Here is a 21,497-nt window from a genome sequence, read left to right on the forward strand (position 1 = left end):
AGCAGAAAATGGGGGGAGTGGCAATAAGGGGAGAGGGAAGTCTGGCTTTGAATTCAGGAAAAATACTGGGTATTAAAGGTCTGGTGTGATATACTGGAAAAAAGAGAATTATTTTAAAATGTCTGTTCTGACAGACCGAATGGAGGTTGTTTATGGCTGAGAAATGTCAGATTTGCGGAGGAAAGGTTATAAATGGAAGGTGTTCATTGTGTGGGATGCCTTATAGAAATGATGAAATACTGTATCACCTTAATGAGCCTAGGGAGGTACATTATAAGCACGCTTCAGCTAAAGTGCGTGATCTGATGCGGCAGTATGAGCAGCCTGGGAGCAAAACAGTGCAGCGTGGTGGAAGAGAAAACCGGAATACGAACGGGAATCGAAATACAGGAAACGTGGACAGGCAGAACAGCAGAAGCGGAAATATCAGCCGGAAATCCGGCGGGAAAGGCTGGATCATATGGCTGATCATCGGTCTGCTTTGTGCAATTCCGGGATTGCTGGATACTATTATTGACTGGATCGGAACAAATTTGTAAGAATATTTCCGCAGTGAGATCAGGCAGTACTAAGAGTCTGTATTTTCTTGTATACAGAAATACCCCCTTTTCTTTTCATGCCAGCTGTGGTATACTCATGCCTAGCACAATATATAGAGAAAAATCAAGATATAGAGAACTATAGTACTATATATAGTATCGGGAGAGATGAGTCATGATATATGTGATTAAGAAAGACGGGACAAGAGAGGAGTTCAATCCTCTGAAGATCGTGGCTGCCGTGAATAAGTCAGCAGAGCGTATACTTTATACTTTTTCAGATGAGGAGAAGGATTTTATCTGCAGATTTGCCCAGGAGCATGCAGATTCCCTTGGAAAAAATGAGATCGAGATCCAGGAGATGCACAATATCGTAGAGGGTGCCCTGGAGCGTGTGAACCCGGCTGTAGCCAAGAGCTATCGCGATTACCGTAATTATAAGCTGGATTTCATTCATATGATGGATGACGTCTATACCAAGAGTCAGGCAATCCGTTACATTGGAGACAAGAGTAATGCCAATACAGACAGTGCACTTGTAGCTACCAAGAGAAGTCTGATCTTTAATGAGCTGAACAAGGAGCTTTACCGTAAATTCTTTATGAACCGCAACGAGCTTCAGGCATGTAAGGATGGCTATATTTATATTCATGATCAGTCAGCACGTCTGGATACCATGAACTGCTGTCTCTTTGATGTAGCTGCTGTTCTGCGCGGTGGTTTTGAGATGGGTAATGTATGGTATAACGAGCCTAAGACTCTGGATACTGCTTTTGATGTTATGGGTGATATTATCCTCAGTACAGCAGCACAGCAGTACGGTGGATTTACAGTGCCGGAGGTAGATAAGATCCTTGCGCCATATGCCAAGAAGAGCTATGATAAATATATTTCCGAATTTATGAAATACTCCGATGAGAGCTGGAAGGGCCGCGAGGAGAAAGCAATAGAGTATGCTCTTGATAAAGTACGAAGAGAGTACGACCAGGGATGGCAGGGAATTGAGTACAAGCTGAATACGGTTGGTTCTTCCAGAGGCGATTATCCGTTTGTTACAGTGACTTTGGGACTGGGGACTGAGCAGTTTGAGAAGATGTGTACTGTTTCTCTCCTGAAAGTCCATCAGGGCGGACAGGGTAAGACAGGTCATAAGAAGCCGGTGCTTTTCCCTAAGATCGTGTTCCTTTATGACAAGGAGATCCATGGCCCTGGAAAATGCTGTGAGGATATTTTTGAGGCTGGTGTGGAGTGTTCCTCCAAGACCATGTATCCGGACTGGCTTTCCATGTCAGGTGCAGGCTACATCTCCAGTATGTACAAGAAATATAAGAAAGTTATCAGCCCCATGGGATGCCGTGCTTTCTTAAGCCCATGGTATGAGCGCGGAGGAATGGAGCCGGCTGATGAGAATGATACACCTGTTTTTGTAGGACGTTTTAACATTGGTGCAGTGAGTCTTCATCTGCCTATGATCCTTGCGAAAGCCAGAGCAGAGAGCAGAGATTTTTACGAGGTTCTGGATTTCTATCTTGAGATGATCCGTAACCTGCATATCCGCACTTATGAATACCTGGGACAGATGCGTGCTTCTACAAATCCGCTTGCATATTGCGAGGGTGGTTTCTATGGCGGACATCTGAAACCAAATGAAAAAATCGGTAAGATCCTGAAGCCAATGACAGCTTCCTTCGGTATTACAGCACTGAATGAGCTGCAGGAGCTTTACAATGGCAAATCTATCGCAGAAGATGGTGAGTTTGCTCTGGAAGTTCTGAGATATATCAATAACAAGGTAAACGAGTATAAGAAAGAGGACGGTTATCTTTATGCGATCTACGGAACTCCGGCAGAGAGTCTTTGCGGCCTGCAGGTAGAGCAGTTCCGTAAGATGTACGGAATTATCGAAGGCGTTTCCGACAGACCGTATGTGAGCAACAGTTTCCATTGTCATGTAACTGAGGATGTGACTCCCATCGAGAAGCAGGATCTTGAGGGACGTTTCTGGGAGCTTTGCAATGGCGGTAAGATTCAGTATGTACGTTATCCGATCGGATATAATAAAGAAGCGATCCGTACTCTGATCCGCAGAGCCATGGATCTGGGATATTATGAGGGAGTAAATCTTTCTCTTGCATACTGTGACGACTGTGGTCACGAGGAGCTTGAGATGGACGTATGCCCTGTATGCGGTTCCAGAAACCTGACTAAGATCGATCGTATGAACGGATATCTTTCCTACAGCCGTGTGCATGGTGATACACGTCTGAATGAGGCGAAGATGGCGGAGATCGCTGAAAGAAAATCTATGTAATATACAGGTCGGTCACAGAGGCGGTTGTGTTTGTGCTTTATTCAATAATAATATAAAAAATCCCATGCGCTGATCAAGGATTTACTCTTGATCCGGGCATGGGATTTTTTTATATTCAGAGATTTATTTAATGATAGTTCCTGTCTTCTCGCAGTAACCATCTTTTGCATGGGCCATATCTGTGATGATGGTACGACGTCCGTTTCCTTTCTCAACGAAGGAAACGCCTGCTTCGATCTTAGGAAGCATGGAACCAGGTGCGAACTGGTTGTCTGCAATATATTTCTTCGCATCATCTGTGGAGATAGTATCCAGATAGGACTCATGATCTGTCTCATGGTCAAGGCTTACTTTCTCAACACTTGTGAGGATCATCAGGGTATCTGCATTCAGCTCCTCGGCAAGAAGTCCGGCTGCCCGGTCTTTCTCGATGATGGCACTGGCACCGTTTAGCTGTGCGCCCTGCTCAAGAACCGGGATTCCGCCGCCGCCTGCTGCGATAACGATCTGCTCAGCCTGGGAAAGAACCTTCACTGTTTCGATTTCAACGATCTTCTGCGGTTTCGGTGCTGCAAGGATTCGTCTGTACTGGCCGTCGCCAACTTTTGTAACAAAGTTACCTTTCTCTTCTTCGGCCTCAGCTTCTTCAGCGTTGAGAACACGACCGATGACCTTCTCAGGTTCAGCAAAAGCCTCATCATATGGATCGATGACAACCTGTGTAAGAACTGTGCTTACCGGCTTGAAAATTCCTCTGGAAATCAGTTCCGTACGAATGGCGTTCTGAAGGTCATAGCCGATGTAACCCTGGCTCATGGCAGAGCAGACAGACATTGGTGCAAATGTATAATCAGGATGCGCCTTGCCGAATTCATTCATTGCGGTGTGGATCATCCCTACCTGCGGACCGTTGCTGTGGGAAATTACCACGCGGGTTCCTTCTTCTACCAGGTCTGCGATCGCTTTTGCTGCGAGACGTGTGGCTGTTTTCTGCTCAGGGAGTGTGGTACCAAGTGCTCGGTGGCCTAATGCAACTACTACGGTTTTTTCGCTCATAGGAAATACCTCATTTCTCTTTAAAATTGAACTGCTGCGGAACAAGCCGCGATCAGGTCGGGACAAAAGATTTTCTGCCCTGACATTATTATATTTATTATAAAAGACCCATGTGGGAAATGCAATACAATTTTAACTGATAAACTGTGAAGCAGCTATTCGGTGTAGAGTTATGTGGCGAATGCGGAGTGTGAATATCAGCCTGACTGCAAACAGGCTGTATGTCAGACTGTAATGTGGGACAAAGGAAAAACCGTCTGATTTCTCAGACGGCTCATTTCCTACTATTTTTTTGAGGGGGGAGATAGAGAGTGGTTTTTCATCTATCCAAGTTCTATTATATAGATGAAATATGTTTAAATTATGTCGGCATTCTAAAAGAAATCGAAAATTTATAAAGAAAGTTTAAACAAACTTTATATTTTTTATATGCAGTTGCACGATATCAGAGAATGTGTTACATTAAAGAGGTCTTATTTCCGCGTTCTGCGGGAAACATTCACGCATCAGTTCGATGCAAAAATTCACTGTATTTAGAAATTAACAGAATCACCGGCGGTTATGCACCGATTTTTCAGGGAGGGATGCCTTTGTCTGTGGAAAAGTAAGCTGTGATATGGAAACTATGTGTAAAAATGATATGAGGATTGTGAAAACTGTATAAATCGGAGCAATCCGCAGATATCATGCTGTGAAACAGAGATGGGAGAATTTCGATGAAAAACAGAATATGGAGACAGATACGAAGAATCGGGATCGCCGCTGCCGCTGCAGGGGCTGTATTAGGTGCAGGATTCCAGCCGGAAACTGTAAAAAGTGCAGATCTGACAGATGTAAATATTTCAATTGGTCAGATTGGAAGCTGGACAGACAGAGAGAATGGAAAAGCAGAACTACAGATTCGGGTGGAACGACTCAGAGGCTGGCTGGAGCAGAGAGAAGCCATGAAAGATATGGAGAGTACTGACAAGGAGCAGGAAGACGAGGAACGTACCGATCAGGATCAGGAAAGGGAGGAAGAATATGAGTACGTGGAGGAGCTGGCATCCGGGGAAACAGTACAGCAGGAGAATGAAGAGCAGGAGGAAACGGGTGCGAGCCCACAGGAGGGAGAAGCGGCCGGCGGAGAAGCTGTAGAAAAAACAGAGTATGCAGAACCATCAGAAGGAGGAATCCCTGCCATAGCCCCGGAAGATACTGCAGTTTCAGAAGAAATTCCAGCTCCGGAGGCGGCGCAGAAGAAACTGACACTTGTCACATACATCTCAGAATATTTTTTTGCGGAAATCTCGGAGCTTCCGGGAGATATATCTGTTACACCAATTACCATAAAGAATCAAAAGGGAAAAAATACAGAGATCATGAAACTGGAATATAAGATAGACACGGAAAATATGCCGGAAGAAGCTCTTTCTCTGCGCATTCCACTGACTTTGCGGGAAGAATACCGTTATCCGGCAGAGGCATCCGGTTACAGCCTTGTTCAGGATGAACCTCTGAAAAAAGACCGAAACGGTGCTGGAACCTTTCTTCTTATGGAAGAAAATGAGGAGACACAGATACTGGCAGAAGGAATTTCACCATCGCTGGATGTGGAAGCTGCTCAGGCAGATATGAATGTGGCGGTGGCCTCCGAAACGAAAGAAATGAAAGCCGGAAAGACTATCCGATACAGGATCGACCTGACTAATACAGGAAAACTGGATCTTACAGATGTTCATCTTACCAGTACGTTTTCCTGTCCGAAGATTATTCAGCGGTGGGAGAACAAGGAGGGTTCAAATTCTGGAAATTTCCGGACAGAAGGGGACAAGGCAGAGATCTTTACATTAAAGGCTGGTGAAAGCAGAGCTCTGTACGTTCTGGCTCCGCTGGAAAATGAGCAGGAGAAACCTCTGGAGCATAAAATAGAAGCAACTGCCACCATAAAAGAAAAACCGGATGCAGCCATTACAAGAACTGTATCGGTTACAGATGAACTACAGGCACTGAAAGCTGATTTTACGGTAAAGAAAACAGCAGATAAAGAAAAAGCGGAACCTGGAGAAATGGTAACTTATCAGATCTGCATTGTCAACACAGGAGAAAAAACACTTCATTCAGTTGTAGGAACCGAGCGTTTTCAGGCAGAAGGAATCCAGGCTCAGTTTGTGGAGCAGGAAGGTATTACATTGAACCGCACAAAAACGAAAGCTCTGATTCCGCAGATCGCTCCGGGAGAAGCAGTTTTCCTCCAGGCAGTTGTAAAGATCCCGGAGAAATCTGTGAATCAGAAGCTTCTGAATCAGGTAACAGTCACAAGCCAGGAAACAGGAGAGCGGGTTGTTGAAGCATCTGCGCAGATCACAGTAGAAGGAGGGGCTGTAACAGCAGCACCAACAGAGCAGCAGGAACAGTCACAACTGGAAAGATATTCAGAAGAACAAAACCATGCAGCAGTTCAGAATGAATCCCAGGCCAGAAGTGTGTCTTCTCATCCAAAGACCGGCGATAATACGAGGACAGAGTTTTTTACCCTGTTGTTACTTGCAGCAGGAATTACCATACTTGGCGGATTCTGGCTTCACAGAAAGTATCGGGATATGCCATGGACAAGCCATTTCCGGGGAAAGAAACGTTGAAAACAGGGGGGAGGTGTGCTATTCTATATGGTATGTATATAAATCAAAAACCAGCATGTCTTCCCGCTTTCCGCTGTCACAGAAACAGGCAGAAAAAGGGGGAAATGGAGGAGAAGAAATGAAACTTTTATCCTTATTGGAACATCTTGAATACAAATGCCTTCAGGGGAATACAGAGCAGGAGGTAACCTCTGTTGTATATGATTCCCGCAAGGTGGAAGAAGGAAGCCTTTTTATCTGCATCAGAGGTGCTGTGGTGGACGGCCATAAATTCGTACCGGATGTAATTGCCAAAGGAGCCAAAACCCTTATCGTGGAGGAACCGGTAGAAGCTCCTGCTGATGTGACTGTGATCCAGGTAGAGGACACACGTTATGCAATGGCATTTATTTCCGCTGCATGGTTCGGACATCCGGCCCGAAAGCTGAAAACCATCGGAATCACCGGAACCAAGGGAAAAACAACCACAACATACATGGTGAAATCCATTCTTGAGAATGCAGGATATAAGGTTGGCCTGATCGGAACTATCGAGGCGATCATCGGTGAGAAACATATTCCGGCAGCTAACACAACACCGGAATCCTACATGGTGCAGAAATATTTTCATGATATGGTAGAAGCAGGCTGCGATGCTGTTGTTATGGAGGTATCTTCACAGGGACTGATGCTTCACAGAACACAGGGATTTATCTTTGATTTCGGTATTTTTACCAATATCGAGCCAGACCATATCGGACCGAATGAGCATAAGGATTTTGATGATTATCTTCACTGTAAATCCATGCTTCTCAAACAATGTAAGGTGGGCATCGTGAACAGAGATGATGAGCATTTTGAGAAGATCATCGAAGGACATACCTGCGAGCTTGAAACATACGGCTTTTCCGAAAAAGCAGATCTTTGCGCTGAGGATGCGAAACTTGTAGGAAGAAAGGGATATCTGGGAATTTCCTACCATGTAAAAGGCCTTCTCGACTTCCCAGTAGAGATCGACATTCCAGGTAAGTTCAGTATCTACAATTCCCTGACAGCTATTGCAATCTGCCGTCATTTCAGGGTATCTGAGGAGAACATCGTCAAAGCTCTCAAGGTAGCCAGGGTCAAAGGGCGTATCGAGATGATCAAGGTATCTGATGAGTTTACTCTGATGATCGATTATGCCCACAATGCAATGGCACTTGAGAGCCTTCTTGGCACATTGAAAGAATATAATCCTCACAGACTGGTATGCCTGTTCGGCTGCGGAGGAAACCGTTCCAAACTCCGTCGTTATGAAATGGGCGAGGTTTCCGGAAGAATGGCAGACCTTACCATCATTACTTCTGATAATCCGAGAGATGAAGAACCGCAGGCTATTATTGACGATATTAAAGTGGGAATGGCCAAGACAGATGGTAAATTTGTGGAGATCCCGGATCGTAAAGAGGCGATCGCCTATGCTATCCATCATGGTGAGCCGGGAGATATCATTGTCCTCGCAGGAAAAGGACACGAAGATTATCAGGAGATCAAGGGCAAAAAATATCCGATGGATGAGCGTGTGCTGATTCAGGAAATTCTGGAAGAAGACAGGAAAGCGTAAACGCATGACCTATGCAGATGTGATCATTGATATTTCTCATGAGAAAGTTGACCGGGATTTTCAGTACCGGATCCCGGATGAACTGGAACAGGAGATAAAGCCGGGCGTTGTTGTCACCGTTCCGTTTGGGAAGGGCAACACGCTTCGGAAAGGTTATGTGATCGGAGTCACAGAAAAAGCCAAATATGATACTTCCAGGATTAAGATGATCCAGAGCGTGTCTACAGATGATGAGACAACAGAATCACGTCTCATCGCCCTGGCTGCCTGGATGAAGGAGACTTATGGTTCAACCATGATCCAGGCTCTTAAAACCGTTCTTCCTGTAAAGGACAAGATACGTGCAAAAGAAAAGCGGCTGATTTTTTTCTGCGGAGAAAGACAGGCTGCGGAAGAGCTACTGGAAGAACTCTCCGGCAGCCGGTTCAGGGCAAGAGAACGTTTCCTCCGGGCGATACTGGAAGCCGGAAGACTGGAATATACTTATGCCTCGAAGGAACTTGGCGCAGGTGCATCGGTTCTTGATTTTTTTGAAAAAAAAGGTATGATCCGCTTAGAGAATCAGGAAATGTACAGGATTCCGAATCAGGCTGATCTTGTAAAAGAAGACTGTGAATTATGTCTGAATGCGGAACAGAATGTGGCAGTTAAGCAGATATTCAGGGAATGGAAGGAACAGGAACCGAGGCCGGTACTTCTTTTCGGAGTTACGGGAAGTGGCAAGACTCAGGTGTACATGCGGCTGATCCAGCAGGTGATACAGGAGGGAAAACAGGCTATTGTCCTGATCCCGGAGATTGCCCTCACCTATCAGACTGTGCGGCGATTTTATGCCATGTTCGGAGATAAGGTGTCAGTCTTAAATTCCAGACTTTCCCAGGGAGAGCGTTACGATCAGTTTAAAAGAGCGAAACGTGGTGAAGTGCAGGTGATGGTAGGGCCAAGATCTGCACTTTTTACACCATTTTCCAATCTGGGACTGATCGTTATTGATGAGGAACATGAGTCTACCTACAAAAGTGAGAATACACCGCGGTACCATGCAAGGGAAACCGCCATCCAGAGGGCCCGGATGGAGCATGCGAATGTGGTGATGGGATCAGCTACACCATCACTTTCTGCTTACAGCCGTGCAGAAAGCGGGGAGTATCTTCTGGTGAAATTGAATGCCCGTTATGAAGAAAGACCTCTTCCGCAGGTATCAATCGTGGATTTGAGGGAAGAATTAAAGAAAGGAAACCGTTCTGTTCTGAGTATGGAACTGAAAGCTTCTTTAAGTGAAACTCTCCGAAAGAAAGAGCAGGCCATGCTTTTTCTCAACAGAAGAGGGTATGCGGGATTTGTTTCCTGCCGTGCCTGCGGCCATGTGATGAAATGTCCGCATTGTGATGTGTCTTTAAGTGAGCATAATGGCCGCCGCCTGATCTGCCATTACTGCGGCTATGAGACGGTGAAGCCACAGGTCTGTCCTTCCTGCGGATCCCCTCACATCGGAGGATTTAAGGCAGGAACTCAGCAGATCGAGAAGGTTCTTGAGAAGGATTTTCCGGAGGCAAGAGTCCTTCGGATGGATTTTGATACCACAAGGACAAAGGACAGCTATGAGAAGATCCTGGCAGCTTTTTCCAGGCATGAAGCAGATATTCTGGTGGGAACCCAGATGATCGTCAAGGGTCATGATTTTCCGGATGTGACGCTGGTTGGTGTGATCGCAGCGGATCTTTCCCTGAATATGGATGATTATCACTGCGGAGAGCGGACATTTCAGCTTCTTACCCAGGCCGTAGGGCGTGCAGGCCGCGGAGTGAAGCCAGGGCATGCGGTGATACAGACTTATCAGCCTGAACACTACAGTATCAGGGCAGCAGCTACCCAGGATTACGCTGAATTTTATAAAGAAGAAATGGGCTACCGGTTGCTTATGGATTATCCGCCCGCAGCACATATAATGACGATTTTTGGCGCCTGCCAGGATGAAGAACTTCTGAAAAAAGCCATGTATTATATAGAAGCTTTTATCTGCAGGGTAAGTCCGAAAGAGGAACTTCACATGATCGGTCCTGCAGCAGCATCTGTGGGAAAAGTGAAGGATGTATACCGCCAGGTGCTCCATCTGAAAAACGTGGACATGGCTTTTCTCACGGCAGTAAGAGAGAAGCTTGAGCAGTATATAGAGATAAATTCCGGTTTCCGGAAAATATACATACAATTTGATATGAGCTGATAAGGCAGGACAGCCGGCAGAAGCTTATCATCTGAAATGAAAAGGAGAAGAAAAAATGGCACTTAGAACAATCAGAGTAGAGGGAGATCCTGTACTGACCAAAAAATCCCGTCCTGTAGAGGAAATGACACCAAAGATCAGTGAGCTGATCACAGACATGCTGGATACCATGTATGATGCAATGGGTGTAGGTCTGGCAGCACCGCAGGTAGGAATCCTGAAACGTATCGTTGTGATCGATGTGGGAGAAGGCCCGATCGTTCTTATCAATCCGGAGATCCTAGAGACAAGTGGTGAGCAGACAGGTGATGAGGGATGCTTAAGTGTTCCGGGAATGGCAGGACAGGTAACGCGTCCGAACTATGTGAAAGTAAAAGCACTTGACGTAAACATGGAAGAAGTGATCTACGAAGGCGAGGAGCTTCTTGCCAGAGCATTCTGCCATGAGATTGACCATCTCGATGGGAAAATGTACACAGAACTTGTAGAGGGAGAACTTCACAAGGTAACTTACGACTACGACGAAGAAGACTAAAGGCGGGATAATATGAAAATTGTTTATATGGGAACTCCGGACTTTGCAGTTGCACCTCTTGCTGCACTGGTAAAGAACGGATATGAGGTTGAGGCTGTGATCACACAGCCGGATAAGCCTAAGGGCAGAGGCAAAACCATGATGTTTACCCCTGTAAAAGAAGAAGCACTGAAACATGACATTCCGGTCCTGCAGCCTGTGAAGGTGCGTGATCCGGAATTTGTGGAAAAACTTGCAAAAATTGCACCGGATATCATTATTGTAGCAGCTTTTGGACAGATCATACCGAAGAGTATTCTGGAGATGCCGAAATTCGGATGTATCAATATCCACGCATCCTTACTTCCGAAATACCGCGGAGCAGCACCGATCCAGCAGGCAGTTATTGACGGGGAAAAAGAATCCGGCGTTACCCTCATGCAGATGGGAACCGGCCTGGATACCGGAGATATGATCTCCAGGATCGTGGTGCCGCTTGCGAAAGATGAGACAGGTGGAAGTCTTTTTGACAAGCTGGCAGAGGCAGGAGCAGAGCTTCTGATTCAGACGCTGCCGACTATTTTTGACGGAACAGCTGTATATGAGAAACAGCCGGAGGAGAGTCCGACACCATATGCAGCTATGATCTCAAAGAAAATGGGACTTCTGGATTTTTCAAAAAGTGCTCGGGAACTGGAACGTCTTGTGCGTGGTTTAAATCCATGGCCAAGTGCATTTACCTTTATCAATGGAAAAACTCTTAAAGTATGGAGGAGTTCCGTTGAGCAGGCAGAGGTTAAAGAGATACCGGGTACCGTTGTGAGCACAGATAAAGATGGTATCCACGTAGCCTGCGGACAGGATGTACTGGTACTTCACGAAGTACAGCTGGAAGGCAAGAAACGTATGGAAGCAGATGCTTTTCTGCGCGGATGTCAGTTGAAACCAGGAGACATGTTTTCAGATTCCAGGGAGTGATGAATAATGTACGGATATGGTTATTATGGATATGGGATGGACCCTACAGTGCTCCTGCTTGTAATCGGAATGATTCTTTCCCTTGCCGCATCTGCAAAACTTAAGAGTACTTTTGCAGTATATAAGAAAGTGAGGAATCATTCCGGGATTACCGGTGCGGAGGCAGCACAGCGGATTCTCCGGGCAGCAGGGATCACAGATGTACAGGTTGTTCCGATAAGAGGAAGCCTGACAGACCATTATGATCCACGGACGAAAACAGTTTCGCTTTCTGAGGATATTTATGGAAGAAACTCTCTGGCAGCAGTTGGCGTGGCAGCACATGAGTGCGGACATGCGATCCAGGATGCAACCAATTATGCACCTTTGAATATCCGTTCTGCGATCGTGCCGGCTGCGAATATCGGCTCACAGCTTTCCTGGCCGCTGTTTATCGCCGGACTGATCTTTTCCATTCATCCGCTGGTTACGCTTGGAATTGCATTGTTTTCACTTGCAGTACTTTTCCAGCTGGTAACTCTTCCGGTTGAGATCAATGCCTCCTCCAGAGCACTTACAATGCTGGAGACTACCGGTATTTTAGGCACTGACGAGAAAAAAGGAGCAAGAAAGGTGCTGACAGCAGCTGCACTTACATATGTGGCAGCTCTTGCATCATCCATTCTTCAGCTTCTGAGACTGATTATCCTTGCAGGAGGTAGAGACCGTGATTAGCAGCGGAGTGAATACAAGAGAACTGATCCTTGAGATCCTGTTACAAATCGAGGAGGAAGGAGAGCACAGCCACATCGCGATCCGCAATGCTCTTTCCAAATACCAGTTTCTTCCGAAACAGGAGAGAAGCTTTATTACGAGAGTGTGTGAGGGAACTCTGGAATATCGGATTTATATTGATTATGTGATCGATTCTTTTTCCAAGGTTTCCGTAAATAAAATGAAACCGCAGATCAGGGAGATCCTCCGAAGCGGTGTTTATCAGCTGAAATTTATGGACAGTGTTCCGGACAGTGCAGTGTGCAATGAGGCTGTGAAGCTTGCCCAGCGGAAAGGCTTCTACAACCTGAAGCCTTTTGTAAATGGTGTTCTCCGCACGATCGCCAGGGAGTTAAAGAATCTGGAGCTTCCTTCCAGAGAAGAGAATGAGGTACGGTATCTTTCCGTGAAATATTCCATGCCGGAATATCTGGTGAATAAATGGATTGATGCCTATGGAGTGAAGACCACGGAAAAGATCCTGGAAGATTTTCTTACAGAGAGACCGCTTACAGTGCGGTGCCGTACGCACAGGGCATCAAAAAAAGCCATTGTTACAAGTCTCAGATCACAGGGAGTTACTGTGGAGCAGGCTCCATATCTGCCATATGCACTGAAGATTTCAGATTACAATCATATTCTGACGCTGGATGTTTTTCTCCAGGGACAGATACTGGTGCAGGATGTAAGTTCCATGATGGTGGCAGAGGCTGCCAGTCCGAAAAAAGGTGACTACATTATCGATATGTGCGCAGCACCTGGCGGAAAGAGTATCCATGTGGCAGATAAGATGGGCGATTATGGTAATGTGGATGCCAGGGATGTAAGCCAGTACAAGGCTGATCTTATTGAGGAAAATATCCAGAGAACAGGTGTGATCAATGTGGAAGCAAAAGTGCAGGATGCTACCATTTATGATCCGGATTCTGAAGAGAAGGCAGATATTGTGATCGCAGATGTCCCATGCTCGGGATACGGCGTAATCGGAAAGAAGCCTGAGATCAAATACAGGGCAACTCCGCAGAAACAGGAAGAGATTGTTATGCTTCAGAGAAAGATTCTGGACAAGGCTGCGAAGTATGTGAAGCCGGATGGAACACTGATTTTTAGCACATGTACCATCGCAAGAGAAGAGAACGAAGAAAACGTATTATGGTTTCTGAAGAATTACCCGTACAGGCTGGAAAGCCTGGATCCGTATCTTCCGGAGGAGCTTCACTGCAAGTCAACCAAACTTGGTTATCTGCAGCTCCTTCCGGGAATACATAAGACGGATGGATTCTTCATTGCCAGATTCAGAAGGAAATAACACAAAATGACAGATATAAAATCCATGACACTGGAGGAACTGAAAAATCTGATGACTGAGATCGGTGAGAAGCCTTTCCGGGCAAAACAGATCTACGCATGGCTGCACCAGCAGCTTGTTACCTCCTGGGATGAAATGACGAATCTTTCCAAAAGCCTTCGGGAAAAGCTTTCGGTTTATCCGATCACAGCTCTGATCCAGGCTGATGTAAGGATATCGAAAATTGACGAAACAAGAAAGTATCTGTTTCAGCTGGAAGATGGAAATGTGATCGAGAGTGTTCTTATGAGATATCATCATGGAAATTCGGTGTGCATTTCCTCACAGGTTGGCTGCCGTATGGGCTGCCGGTTCTGTGCCTCCACCATCGGAGGGCTTACCAGATGCCTGAAACCGTCTGAGATGTTGGATCAGATTTACAGGATACAGGCAGATACCGGTGAGCGCGTTGCCAATGTAGTTGTGATGGGAACCGGTGAGCCGATGGATAATTATGATAATCTGATCCGTTTCATAAAGATCCTGACAGATGAGAACGGGCTTGGCATCAGCCAGCGTAATATAACGGTTTCTACCTGTGGCATCGTACCTAAGATGTATGATCTTGCAGAGGAGAAACTTCAGATCACACTGGCACTTTCTCTTCATGCACCAAATGATGAGAAACGCCGGGAACTGATGCCTATAGCGAATAAATACTCCATGGATGAGGTCTTAGATGCCTGCCGGAATTACTTTGACAAGACAGGACGACGTATTACATTTGAGTACAGTCTTGTGGCCGGGGTAAATGACGGCGAGGCAGATGCAAAACAGCTTGCAGGACGCATCCGGGGGATCAACTGCCATGTAAATCTGATTCCTGTAAATCCTATTAAGGAACGGTCCTATGTCCGTTCTACTCGACAGGCTGTTGAGAATTTTAAAATAAAACTTGAAAAATACGGAATTAATGTTACTATTAGAAGGGAAATGGGCAGCGACATTGACGGTGCCTGTGGACAGCTAAGAAAAAGTTACATGGAAAAAACAGAAAGCGAGAAGTGACATGAGGATATACTCAGCTACTGATGTAGGGCAGAAGCGGAAGATGAATCAGGACTACGTATTTGTGTCCGAAGGTCCGGTAGGAAATCTGCCTAACCTTTTCACAGTCGCAGACGGAATGGGAGGCCATAACGCCGGTGACTATGCATCCTCACATGCAGTACGGATCCTTGTGGATGAAATCCGTGAAGACGCGGATTACAATCCGGTGAAGGTCATTCGTCATGCCATTGAAGCTGCCAATACGGAGATCAGAAACCGTGCGCAGGAAGATGCAAATCTCCGGGGCATGGGAACCACTATGGTGGTAGCGACTATTGTAGATCAGTATGCCTATATTGCCAATGTTGGCGACAGCCGCTTGTATGTGATCAGTGATGAAATCCGACAGATTACCAAAGATCATTCTCTGGTTCAGGAGATGGTCAGAATGGGTGAGATCAGTGAGGAGGAAGCACGTAATCATCCGGATAAGAATATTATTACAAGGGCACTTGGCGCAGAGAAAACGGTGGATGTTGATTTCTTTGATCTGAAGCTTGAGAAAGACTGTACGATCCTGATGTGTTCGGATGGTCTGAGCAATATGGTGGAAGATTCCAAAATTCAGGAGATCATATCCGATCCGGAAGCAGATATTGATCAGAAGGGCAATGCGCTCCTTCGGGAAGCAAATCAGAATGGTGGTAAGGATAATATTGCAATCGTACTGGTAGAACCATTCACGAATGAGGTGAAAACATGTTGAAGACGGGAATGATCATAGCCGAACGCTATGAGATTGTAGGAAAAATCGGAACTGGCGGAATGGCAGATGTCTATAAGGCTATGGATCATAAGCTCAACCGCTTTGTGGCAGTGAAAGTCCTGAAACCGGAGTTTCGGGAAGATACCACATTTATCAGGAAATTCAGAAGTGAGGCTCAGGCAGCAGCCGGGCTGACACATCCGAATATTGTCAATGTTTTTGATGTAGGTGATGATGGTGGTGTTTATTACATTGTAATGGAACTGATCGAGGGAATCACCCTGAAGGAGTATATCTCCAAGAAAGGCAAGCTTTCTATTAAAGAAGCAACAAGTATTGCCATTCAGGTGTCAATGGGACTGGAAGCAGCACACAGCCACGGGATCGTTCACAGAGATGTGAAGCCTCAGAACATTATCATTTCAACAGATGGTAAGGTAAAGGTCACGGATTTCGGAATCGCAAGAGCTGCTTCCTCCAATACGATCAGCTCCAATGTTATGGGATCTGTTCATTACAGTTCACCTGAGCAGGTAAGAGGCGGATACAGCGATGAGAAGAGTGACATCTATTCTCTTGGAATCACTTTGTATGAGATGGTTACAGGAAGAGTTCCTTTTGACGGGGATACAACAGTTGCTATTGCCATCAAGCATCTGCAGGAAGAAATGGTTCCGCCAAGTGTTTACACACCGGATCTTCCGTACAGCCTGGAGCAGATCATCCTGAAATGTACACAGAAGAGTGTTGACCGCAGATACAGCCGGATGGAAGATGTGATCGCAGATCTGAAACATTCACTGATCGATCCGCAGGGAGATTTTGTAAAGCTTGCTACTGTGGACAATGATGCCAAGACAGTTGTGATCTCAGAGGAAGAGCTTGGTGAGATCAAGAACACACCGAAGCAGAGTCTCAAGCAGGAGATCGAAGCTCTTGAGAAAGAGCAATACGATGATAACGATTACGATGATGCAGAGGATGATTATCAGCCGAAATCCAGTCATAAATCCGAAAAGAAAAAGAAACACGGTTCCGGAAGAGCACTGACGATTGCAGCTCTCATCGGAGGAGCAGTGCTTCTGATCGTTCTGGTGGTCGTACTTGGACGTGCAGCTGGTCTTTTCGGAACTGGCGGTAAGACAAATGATACGCAGAAAGAACAGACAGAAGATACTTCCGGCACAACAATGGCAATAGTTCCGAATCTTGTAGGAAAGACTGAGGAAGAGGCTAAGACTCTTGCAAATGACGCACATCTTGGCGTACAGATGGCCGGGGAGGAAGCGTCCGATCAGGAGAAAGGCAAGATCTCACGTCAGGAGACAGCTGCAGGAACACAGGTTGCAGAGAATACAACTGTGAAATACTGGGTAAGTACAGGAACAGCACAGGTTACAATTCCGGATCTGGACGGACGCACAGGTATTGATGCGCAGCAGACACTGGAAGATCTTGGTCTTCAGGTAACTGTTCAGAAAGAATACAGCGATACAGATGATAATGGATATGCACTTGTAGATCCTGGATATGTATATAATGTTGAGCCGGCAGCAGGTACTTCTGTACAGGGCGGTTCTTCTGTAACACTGACAGTCAGCAGAGGTGTTGATTATGGTGATAATGCGGAAGTTCCAAGTGTTGTTGGAATGACCAAGGATGATGCACTTACCACTTTAGGTAAATTTATTGATATTCAGATCACAGAGCAGCAGAGTACAGAAGCAGCAGGTACTGTTATTGCACAGGATCCGGAAGCTTATACAGCAGCAGATCCGGATCAGCCGGTCTATATTACGATCAGCTCCGGAGATAAGGCACCGGCAGCAGACAGTACAGCATCTGCAGACAGTGCATCCGCAGCAGACAGTACAGCATCTTCAGAGAGTACAGCATCAGATAGTACTGCTGCTACAGACAGTACAGTATCCGCAGACAGCACAACAAGCACTGCAGATAATGCTAATACCGGCTGGAAATGTACACAGACTCTGGATACTCCGTCTGGATATAACGGAGGAGCAATCCGTCTGGAACTGATCCAGGATGTAAATGGAGAGCCGAAAGCGTCTACTATCATTAACGGTCAGAATGTAAGCTTCCCGTACCAGCTGGATATTTCCGGTGCTGAGGGTGTGACAAGCGGTACCATTTATCTCTATGAGCAGGTAAACGGAGATTATCAGCAGCTTGGAACCTACACAGTCACTTTCAAGAAAGCTGAGTGATATGCAGGGTAAAATTATAAAAGGTATTGCCGGATTCTACTATGTATATGCAGAAGACGGCAATACATATGAATGCAGAGCCAAGGGTATTTTCCGCAAGGATAAGTTCAAGCCCCTGGTCGGTGACAACGTGGACATTACAGTTCTGGATGAAAAAGAGCTGGAAGGCAGCGTGACAGAGATCCATAAACGTAAGAATTCCCTGATCCGTCCGGCAGTAGCTAATGTGGATCAGGCACTGGTGATCTTTGCCATGGATAACCCGAAGCCCAATTTCATGCTCCTTGACCGCTTTCTCATTATGATGGAGAGGGAGGATGTTCCGGCCGTCATCTGTTTTAATAAAAAAGATCTGGCAACAGCGGAAGACCTGGAATTTCTCTGTGAGACATACCAGAGCTGCGGTTATCAGGTGATCATGTCAAGTGCGCTGAAAGGCGAAGGTCTCGGCGAGATCGAAGAGGTGCTGAAAGGCAAAACTACGGTAGTAGCAGGGCCTTCCGGCGTTGGTAAATCTTCTCTTACCAATTCCCTTCAGGAAGAAGTGGAGATGGAGACCGGCGAGATCAGCCGTAAGCTGAAGAGGGGTAAGCACACCACCCGCCATGCACAGATCATACCGGTGGCACAGGACACATTTCTTGTGGATACACCGGGATTTTCCTCCCTGTATATTGAGAACATGGAGGAACAGGAACTGAAGGATTATTTCCCGGAGTTCCGGAGATATGAAGACCAGTGCCGTTTCCAGGGCTGTCGTCATATACACGAACCGGGCTGTGCCGTGAAGGAAGCCCTTGAGAACAATAAGATCAGCAGACTCCGGTATGAAGATTATCTGGAGCTGCACCAGGAATTAAAAGAGAAAAGGAGATACTGAGTCATGGAATACCGATTGTGCCCGTCGATTTTATCAGCAGATTTTAACCGACTGGGAGAACAGATTAAAATTCTGGAAAAAGAAGGCGTGGAATATCTGCATATTGATGTTATGGATGGAGATTTTGTTCCGAGCATATCCTTTGGAATGCCGGTGATCAAATCAATCCGAAAAGAATCCAACATGTTTTTCGACGTACATTTGATGGTAACAGAACCGGAGAGATATATACGTGATTTTGTAGAGTGTGGAGCAGATTCCATTACAGTTCATGCAGAGGCCTGTGAGGATCTGGAACGTACACTGGAGCAGATCAGGGCAGCAGGAGTAAAAGCGGCAGTTTCCATTAAGCCATCCACACCGGTAAATGACATCAGCCATCTTCTCGAAGATGTGGATATGGTGCTTGTGATGACTGTTCAGCCGGGATTCGGTGGACAGAAATACATGGACGAGTGCACTGAAAAGATCCAGGAGCTTCGTGAGCTTATTGACGAGGAAGATCTGGACGTTGATATCCAGGTGGACGGTGGTATCAATGATGATACACTTGAAACGGTTATGCGTGCCGGCGCCAACTTTATGGTTGCAGGCTCCTGGGTATTTAAGGGAGATGTGGCAGCCAATGTAAGACATATCACAGACAGGATTCACAATATCAAAGAAAAGCTGGACTGAAAATGATTGATACGATAGTAATGAGCGGGGGCAATATCCAGGATGGTTTTGCCCTCGGTTTTTTGAAAAAAAGAATTGAAGAGGGTAAAAGAGAGAGCCTGAAGCTGGTAGCGGCAGACAAAGGCCTGGAGTGGTTTATGAGAAATCCGGAGATCACACCAGATCTTGCAGTGGGAGATTTTGACAGTCTTTCCGAAGAAGGGGAAGCCTATATGAGAAGCCTTTCAGATCTTGAGATCATCAGGCTTTGCCCGGAGAAAGATGATTCCGATACTCAGTCAGCAGTCAATCACATCATAGAAAAAGGGGCCAGGGATATACTGATCTTCGGTGCGACCGGGACAAGACTGGATCATGTTCTGGCCAATCTGGGATTGCTTTCCATGGGAAAAGATAAAGGTGTGCATATTTCCATTGCGGATCAGTGGAATTACATAACTCTGGCTGAAAGCGGAACTGTGCTGAAACGGGATTCCCAGTTTGGAAAATATGTTTCGTTTTTTACTGTTGGCGGTGATGTGGACGGACTGACCTTGAAGGGATTTAAATATCCGTTGAATAAATATCGTCTTACAGTTGCGGACAGCGGCCTCACAGTCAGCAATGAAATCGCAGAAGAGACGGCAGAAATCACGTATGACAGCGGTCAGCTGCTTATGATCATGTCAAGAGATTAGTGTACGGTTACGGATCACCGGCAGTGTTCTGTGAGCTGCTTTGGCTGGCGAAGCCGGCAGAAATAAATCTGAAAGTACGGTGGGTTGCGTATTCTACCTGTGTATGGTAAGATGAGAAAGGCAAAAATACTGAAAGTAGCAGATACCCTCAAAGAAGCATAATGGCTCTGCAAATGACCCGTCTGATATCAGGAGGTATCTGAAATTACCGTAAAATCTATATATTTAAAGGAGAAATACAGAGAAATGAAATTAGGAATTGTAGGACTTCCTAACGTAGGAAAAAGTACATTATTTAATTCACTGACAAAGGCCGGAGCAGAATCAGCAAACTATCCGTTCTGTACCATCGACCCAAACGTAGGTGTTGTAACAGTGCCGGATGAGAGACTGAACCTTCTTGGCGATTTCTATAAATCCAAGAAAGTGACACCTGCAGTTATCGAGTTCGTTGATATCGCAGGACTTGTAAAAGGCGCATCCAAGGGTGAAGGACTTGGAAACCAGTTCCTTGCAAACATCCGTGAGGTAGATGCTATCGTTCATGTTGTAAGATGCTTCGAAGATTCCAATGTTGTCCATGTAGACGGAAATATTGATCCGATTCGCGATATTGAAACGATCAACCTGGAGCTTGTTTTCTCAGATCTTGAGATTCTGGAGAGAAGAATTGCCAAGGTTACAAAGACAGCACGGATGGATAAGGAAGCAGCCAAAGAGCTTACATTCCTTGAGAGAGTAAAAGCACACCTTGAGGAGGGCAATCTTGCCATCACTCTTGAGACAGAGAACGAGGATGAGGATGCATGGCTTGCAACATACAACCTTCTTACTGCAAAACCTGTGATCTATGCTGCAAATGTTGCAGAGGATGATATTGCAGATGACGGCGGGAACAACAGTCATGTTCAGGCTGTACGCGAATATGCAGCCGGACAGAACAGTGAGGTATTTGTAATCTGTGCTCAGATCGAGGAAGAGATCTCTGAGCTTGATGAAGATGAGAGAAAGATGTTCCTTGAGGATCTTGGACTTACAGAGTCCGGCCTTGAGAAACTTGTACGCGCAAGCTATCATCTTCTTGGACTTATGAGTTTCCTGACAGCAGGTGAGGACGAGACAAGAGCATGGACCATCAAGATCGGAACAAAGGCACCGCAGGCAGCCGGTAAGATCCATACAGACTTTGAGCGTGGATTTATTAAAGCTGAGGTCGTGAATTATCAGGATCTTCTGGATTGCGGTTCTTACGCAGGAGCCAGGGAGAAAGGTCTTGTCCGCATGGAAGGAAAAGACTATGTTGTTCAGGATGGAGATGTGATCTTGTTCCGTTTCAACGTATAATAAAC

At 45.9% G+C, this 21,497-nt stretch carries 17 protein-coding genes; 16 read left to right on the forward strand and 1 reads right to left on the reverse strand.

The genetic code is table 11. The features are described from left to right. Positions 1-152: 152 nt before the first annotated feature. On the forward strand, positions 153-539 hold the full coding sequence (locus HFM85_RS00410) for a hypothetical protein (protein WP_173736776.1): 387 nt from the start codon (positions 153-155) through the stop codon (positions 537-539). Between the two features lie 175 nt (positions 540-714). Beyond that, positions 715-2,850, forward strand: coding sequence for an anaerobic ribonucleoside-triphosphate reductase (gene nrdD, locus HFM85_RS00415; RefSeq protein WP_173736777.1), 2,136 nt, complete (start codon positions 715-717; stop codon positions 2,848-2,850). A 123-nt stretch (positions 2,851-2,973) separates the two neighbouring features. On the opposite strand, the gene arcC is transcribed toward nrdD, so the two are convergent. Further along, positions 2,974-3,906, reverse strand: a complete 933-nt coding sequence (arcC, locus tag HFM85_RS00420; protein WP_173736778.1) for a carbamate kinase — start codon at positions 3,904-3,906, stop codon at positions 2,974-2,976. 716 nt (positions 3,907-4,622) lie between these two features. Between arcC and HFM85_RS00425 the strand changes: the two genes are divergently transcribed. The 14 genes from HFM85_RS00425 to ychF all read left to right on the forward strand — a co-directional run bounded on the left by HFM85_RS00425 (position 4,623) and on the right by ychF (position 21,492). Beyond that, positions 4,623-6,527 carry a COG1470 family protein gene (locus HFM85_RS00425; protein ID WP_173736779.1) on the forward strand — a complete coding sequence of 635 codons (1,905 nt, stop codon included), beginning with the start codon at positions 4,623-4,625 and terminating at the stop codon, positions 6,525-6,527. A gap of 118 nt (positions 6,528-6,645) precedes the next feature. After that, positions 6,646-8,112 carry a UDP-N-acetylmuramoyl-L-alanyl-D-glutamate--2,6-diaminopimelate ligase gene (locus HFM85_RS00430; protein WP_173736780.1) on the forward strand — a complete coding sequence of 489 codons (1,467 nt, stop codon included), beginning with the start codon at positions 6,646-6,648 and terminating at the stop codon, positions 8,110-8,112. Positions 8,113-8,116: 4 nt separating this feature from the next. Next, positions 8,117-10,336 carry a replication restart helicase PriA gene (priA, locus tag HFM85_RS00435; RefSeq protein WP_173736781.1) on the forward strand — a complete coding sequence of 740 codons (2,220 nt, stop codon included), beginning with the start codon at positions 8,117-8,119 and terminating at the stop codon, positions 10,334-10,336. A 55-nt stretch (positions 10,337-10,391) separates the two neighbouring features. Beyond that, on the forward strand, positions 10,392-10,871 hold the full coding sequence (def, locus tag HFM85_RS00440; protein WP_173736782.1) for a peptide deformylase: 480 nt from the start codon (positions 10,392-10,394) through the stop codon (positions 10,869-10,871). 12 nt (positions 10,872-10,883) lie between these two features. Next, positions 10,884-11,828 carry a methionyl-tRNA formyltransferase gene (fmt, locus tag HFM85_RS00445; RefSeq protein ID WP_173736783.1) on the forward strand — a complete coding sequence of 315 codons (945 nt, stop codon included), beginning with the start codon at positions 10,884-10,886 and terminating at the stop codon, positions 11,826-11,828. Between the two features lie 6 nt (positions 11,829-11,834). Beyond that, positions 11,835-12,542, forward strand: a complete 708-nt coding sequence (locus HFM85_RS00450) for a zinc metallopeptidase (protein ID WP_173736784.1) — start codon at positions 11,835-11,837, stop codon at positions 12,540-12,542. Beyond that, positions 12,538-13,890 (forward strand): 16S rRNA (cytosine(967)-C(5))-methyltransferase RsmB, encoded by a 1,353-nt coding sequence (gene rsmB / locus HFM85_RS00455; RefSeq protein ID WP_173736925.1) that lies wholly within the window; start codon positions 12,538-12,540, stop codon positions 13,888-13,890. The genes HFM85_RS00450 and rsmB overlap by 5 nt, the downstream gene beginning before the upstream one ends. A gap of 6 nt (positions 13,891-13,896) precedes the next feature. After that, positions 13,897-14,937, forward strand: coding sequence for a 23S rRNA (adenine(2503)-C(2))-methyltransferase RlmN (gene rlmN / locus HFM85_RS00460; protein WP_173736785.1), 1,041 nt, complete (start codon positions 13,897-13,899; stop codon positions 14,935-14,937). A 1-nt stretch (position 14,938) separates the two neighbouring features. Then, positions 14,939-15,685 (forward strand): Stp1/IreP family PP2C-type Ser/Thr phosphatase, encoded by a 747-nt coding sequence (locus HFM85_RS00465; protein ID WP_173736786.1) that lies wholly within the window; start codon positions 14,939-14,941, stop codon positions 15,683-15,685. Next, on the forward strand, positions 15,679-17,913 hold the full coding sequence (pknB, locus tag HFM85_RS00470; protein ID WP_173736787.1) for a Stk1 family PASTA domain-containing Ser/Thr kinase: 2,235 nt from the start codon (positions 15,679-15,681) through the stop codon (positions 17,911-17,913). Before HFM85_RS00465 ends, pknB begins: the two co-directional genes overlap by 7 nt. Before the next feature lies 1 nt (position 17,914). Beyond that, a complete protein-coding gene (gene rsgA, locus HFM85_RS00475) occupies positions 17,915-18,793 on the forward strand; it encodes a ribosome small subunit-dependent GTPase A (RefSeq protein ID WP_173736788.1) in 879 nt (292 codons plus the stop codon). Between the two features lie 3 nt (positions 18,794-18,796). Beyond that, a complete protein-coding gene (gene rpe / locus HFM85_RS00480) occupies positions 18,797-19,471 on the forward strand; it encodes a ribulose-phosphate 3-epimerase (protein WP_173736789.1) in 675 nt (224 codons plus the stop codon). Positions 19,472-19,473: 2 nt separating this feature from the next. Then, on the forward strand, positions 19,474-20,148 hold the full coding sequence (locus HFM85_RS00485; protein ID WP_173736790.1) for a thiamine diphosphokinase: 675 nt from the start codon (positions 19,474-19,476) through the stop codon (positions 20,146-20,148). A 246-nt stretch (positions 20,149-20,394) separates the two neighbouring features. Further along, a complete protein-coding gene (gene ychF / locus HFM85_RS00490) occupies positions 20,395-21,492 on the forward strand; it encodes a redox-regulated ATPase YchF (protein WP_173736791.1) in 1,098 nt (365 codons plus the stop codon). Positions 21,493-21,497 lie beyond the last annotated feature (5 nt).

Source organism: Blautia schinkii, from assembly GCF_013304825.1.
Classification (GTDB): domain Bacteria; phylum Bacillota; class Clostridia; order Lachnospirales; family Lachnospiraceae; genus Blautia_A; species Blautia_A schinkii_B.

What these genes read in the sequence shown, in the direction of transcription:
- HFM85_RS00410 (WP_173736776.1), top strand. Translation starts at nt 153, where the DNA reads ATGGCTGAGAAATGTCAGATTTGCGGAGGAAAGGTTATAAATGGAAGG.
- nrdD (WP_173736777.1), top strand. Translation starts at nt 715, where the DNA reads ATGATATATGTGATTAAGAAAGACGGGACAAGAGAGGAGTTCAATCCT.
- arcC (WP_173736778.1), bottom strand. Translation starts at nt 3,906, where the DNA reads ATGAGCGAAAAAACCGTAGTAGTTGCATTAGGCCACCGAGCACTTGGT.
- HFM85_RS00425 (WP_173736779.1), top strand. Translation starts at nt 4,623, where the DNA reads ATGAAAAACAGAATATGGAGACAGATACGAAGAATCGGGATCGCCGCT.
- HFM85_RS00430 (WP_173736780.1), top strand. Translation starts at nt 6,646, where the DNA reads ATGAAACTTTTATCCTTATTGGAACATCTTGAATACAAATGCCTTCAG.
- priA (WP_173736781.1), top strand. Translation starts at nt 8,117, where the DNA reads ATGACCTATGCAGATGTGATCATTGATATTTCTCATGAGAAAGTTGAC.
- def (WP_173736782.1), top strand. Translation starts at nt 10,392, where the DNA reads ATGGCACTTAGAACAATCAGAGTAGAGGGAGATCCTGTACTGACCAAA.
- fmt (WP_173736783.1), top strand. Translation starts at nt 10,884, where the DNA reads ATGAAAATTGTTTATATGGGAACTCCGGACTTTGCAGTTGCACCTCTT.
- HFM85_RS00450 (WP_173736784.1), top strand. Translation starts at nt 11,835, where the DNA reads ATGTACGGATATGGTTATTATGGATATGGGATGGACCCTACAGTGCTC.
- rlmN (WP_173736785.1), top strand. Translation starts at nt 13,897, where the DNA reads ATGACAGATATAAAATCCATGACACTGGAGGAACTGAAAAATCTGATG.
- HFM85_RS00465 (WP_173736786.1), top strand. Translation starts at nt 14,939, where the DNA reads ATGAGGATATACTCAGCTACTGATGTAGGGCAGAAGCGGAAGATGAAT.
- pknB (WP_173736787.1), top strand. Translation starts at nt 15,679, where the DNA reads ATGTTGAAGACGGGAATGATCATAGCCGAACGCTATGAGATTGTAGGA.
- rsgA (WP_173736788.1), top strand. Translation starts at nt 17,915, where the DNA reads ATGCAGGGTAAAATTATAAAAGGTATTGCCGGATTCTACTATGTATAT.
- rpe (WP_173736789.1), top strand. Translation starts at nt 18,797, where the DNA reads ATGGAATACCGATTGTGCCCGTCGATTTTATCAGCAGATTTTAACCGA.
- HFM85_RS00485 (WP_173736790.1), top strand. Translation starts at nt 19,474, where the DNA reads ATGATTGATACGATAGTAATGAGCGGGGGCAATATCCAGGATGGTTTT.
- ychF (WP_173736791.1), top strand. Translation starts at nt 20,395, where the DNA reads ATGAAATTAGGAATTGTAGGACTTCCTAACGTAGGAAAAAGTACATTA.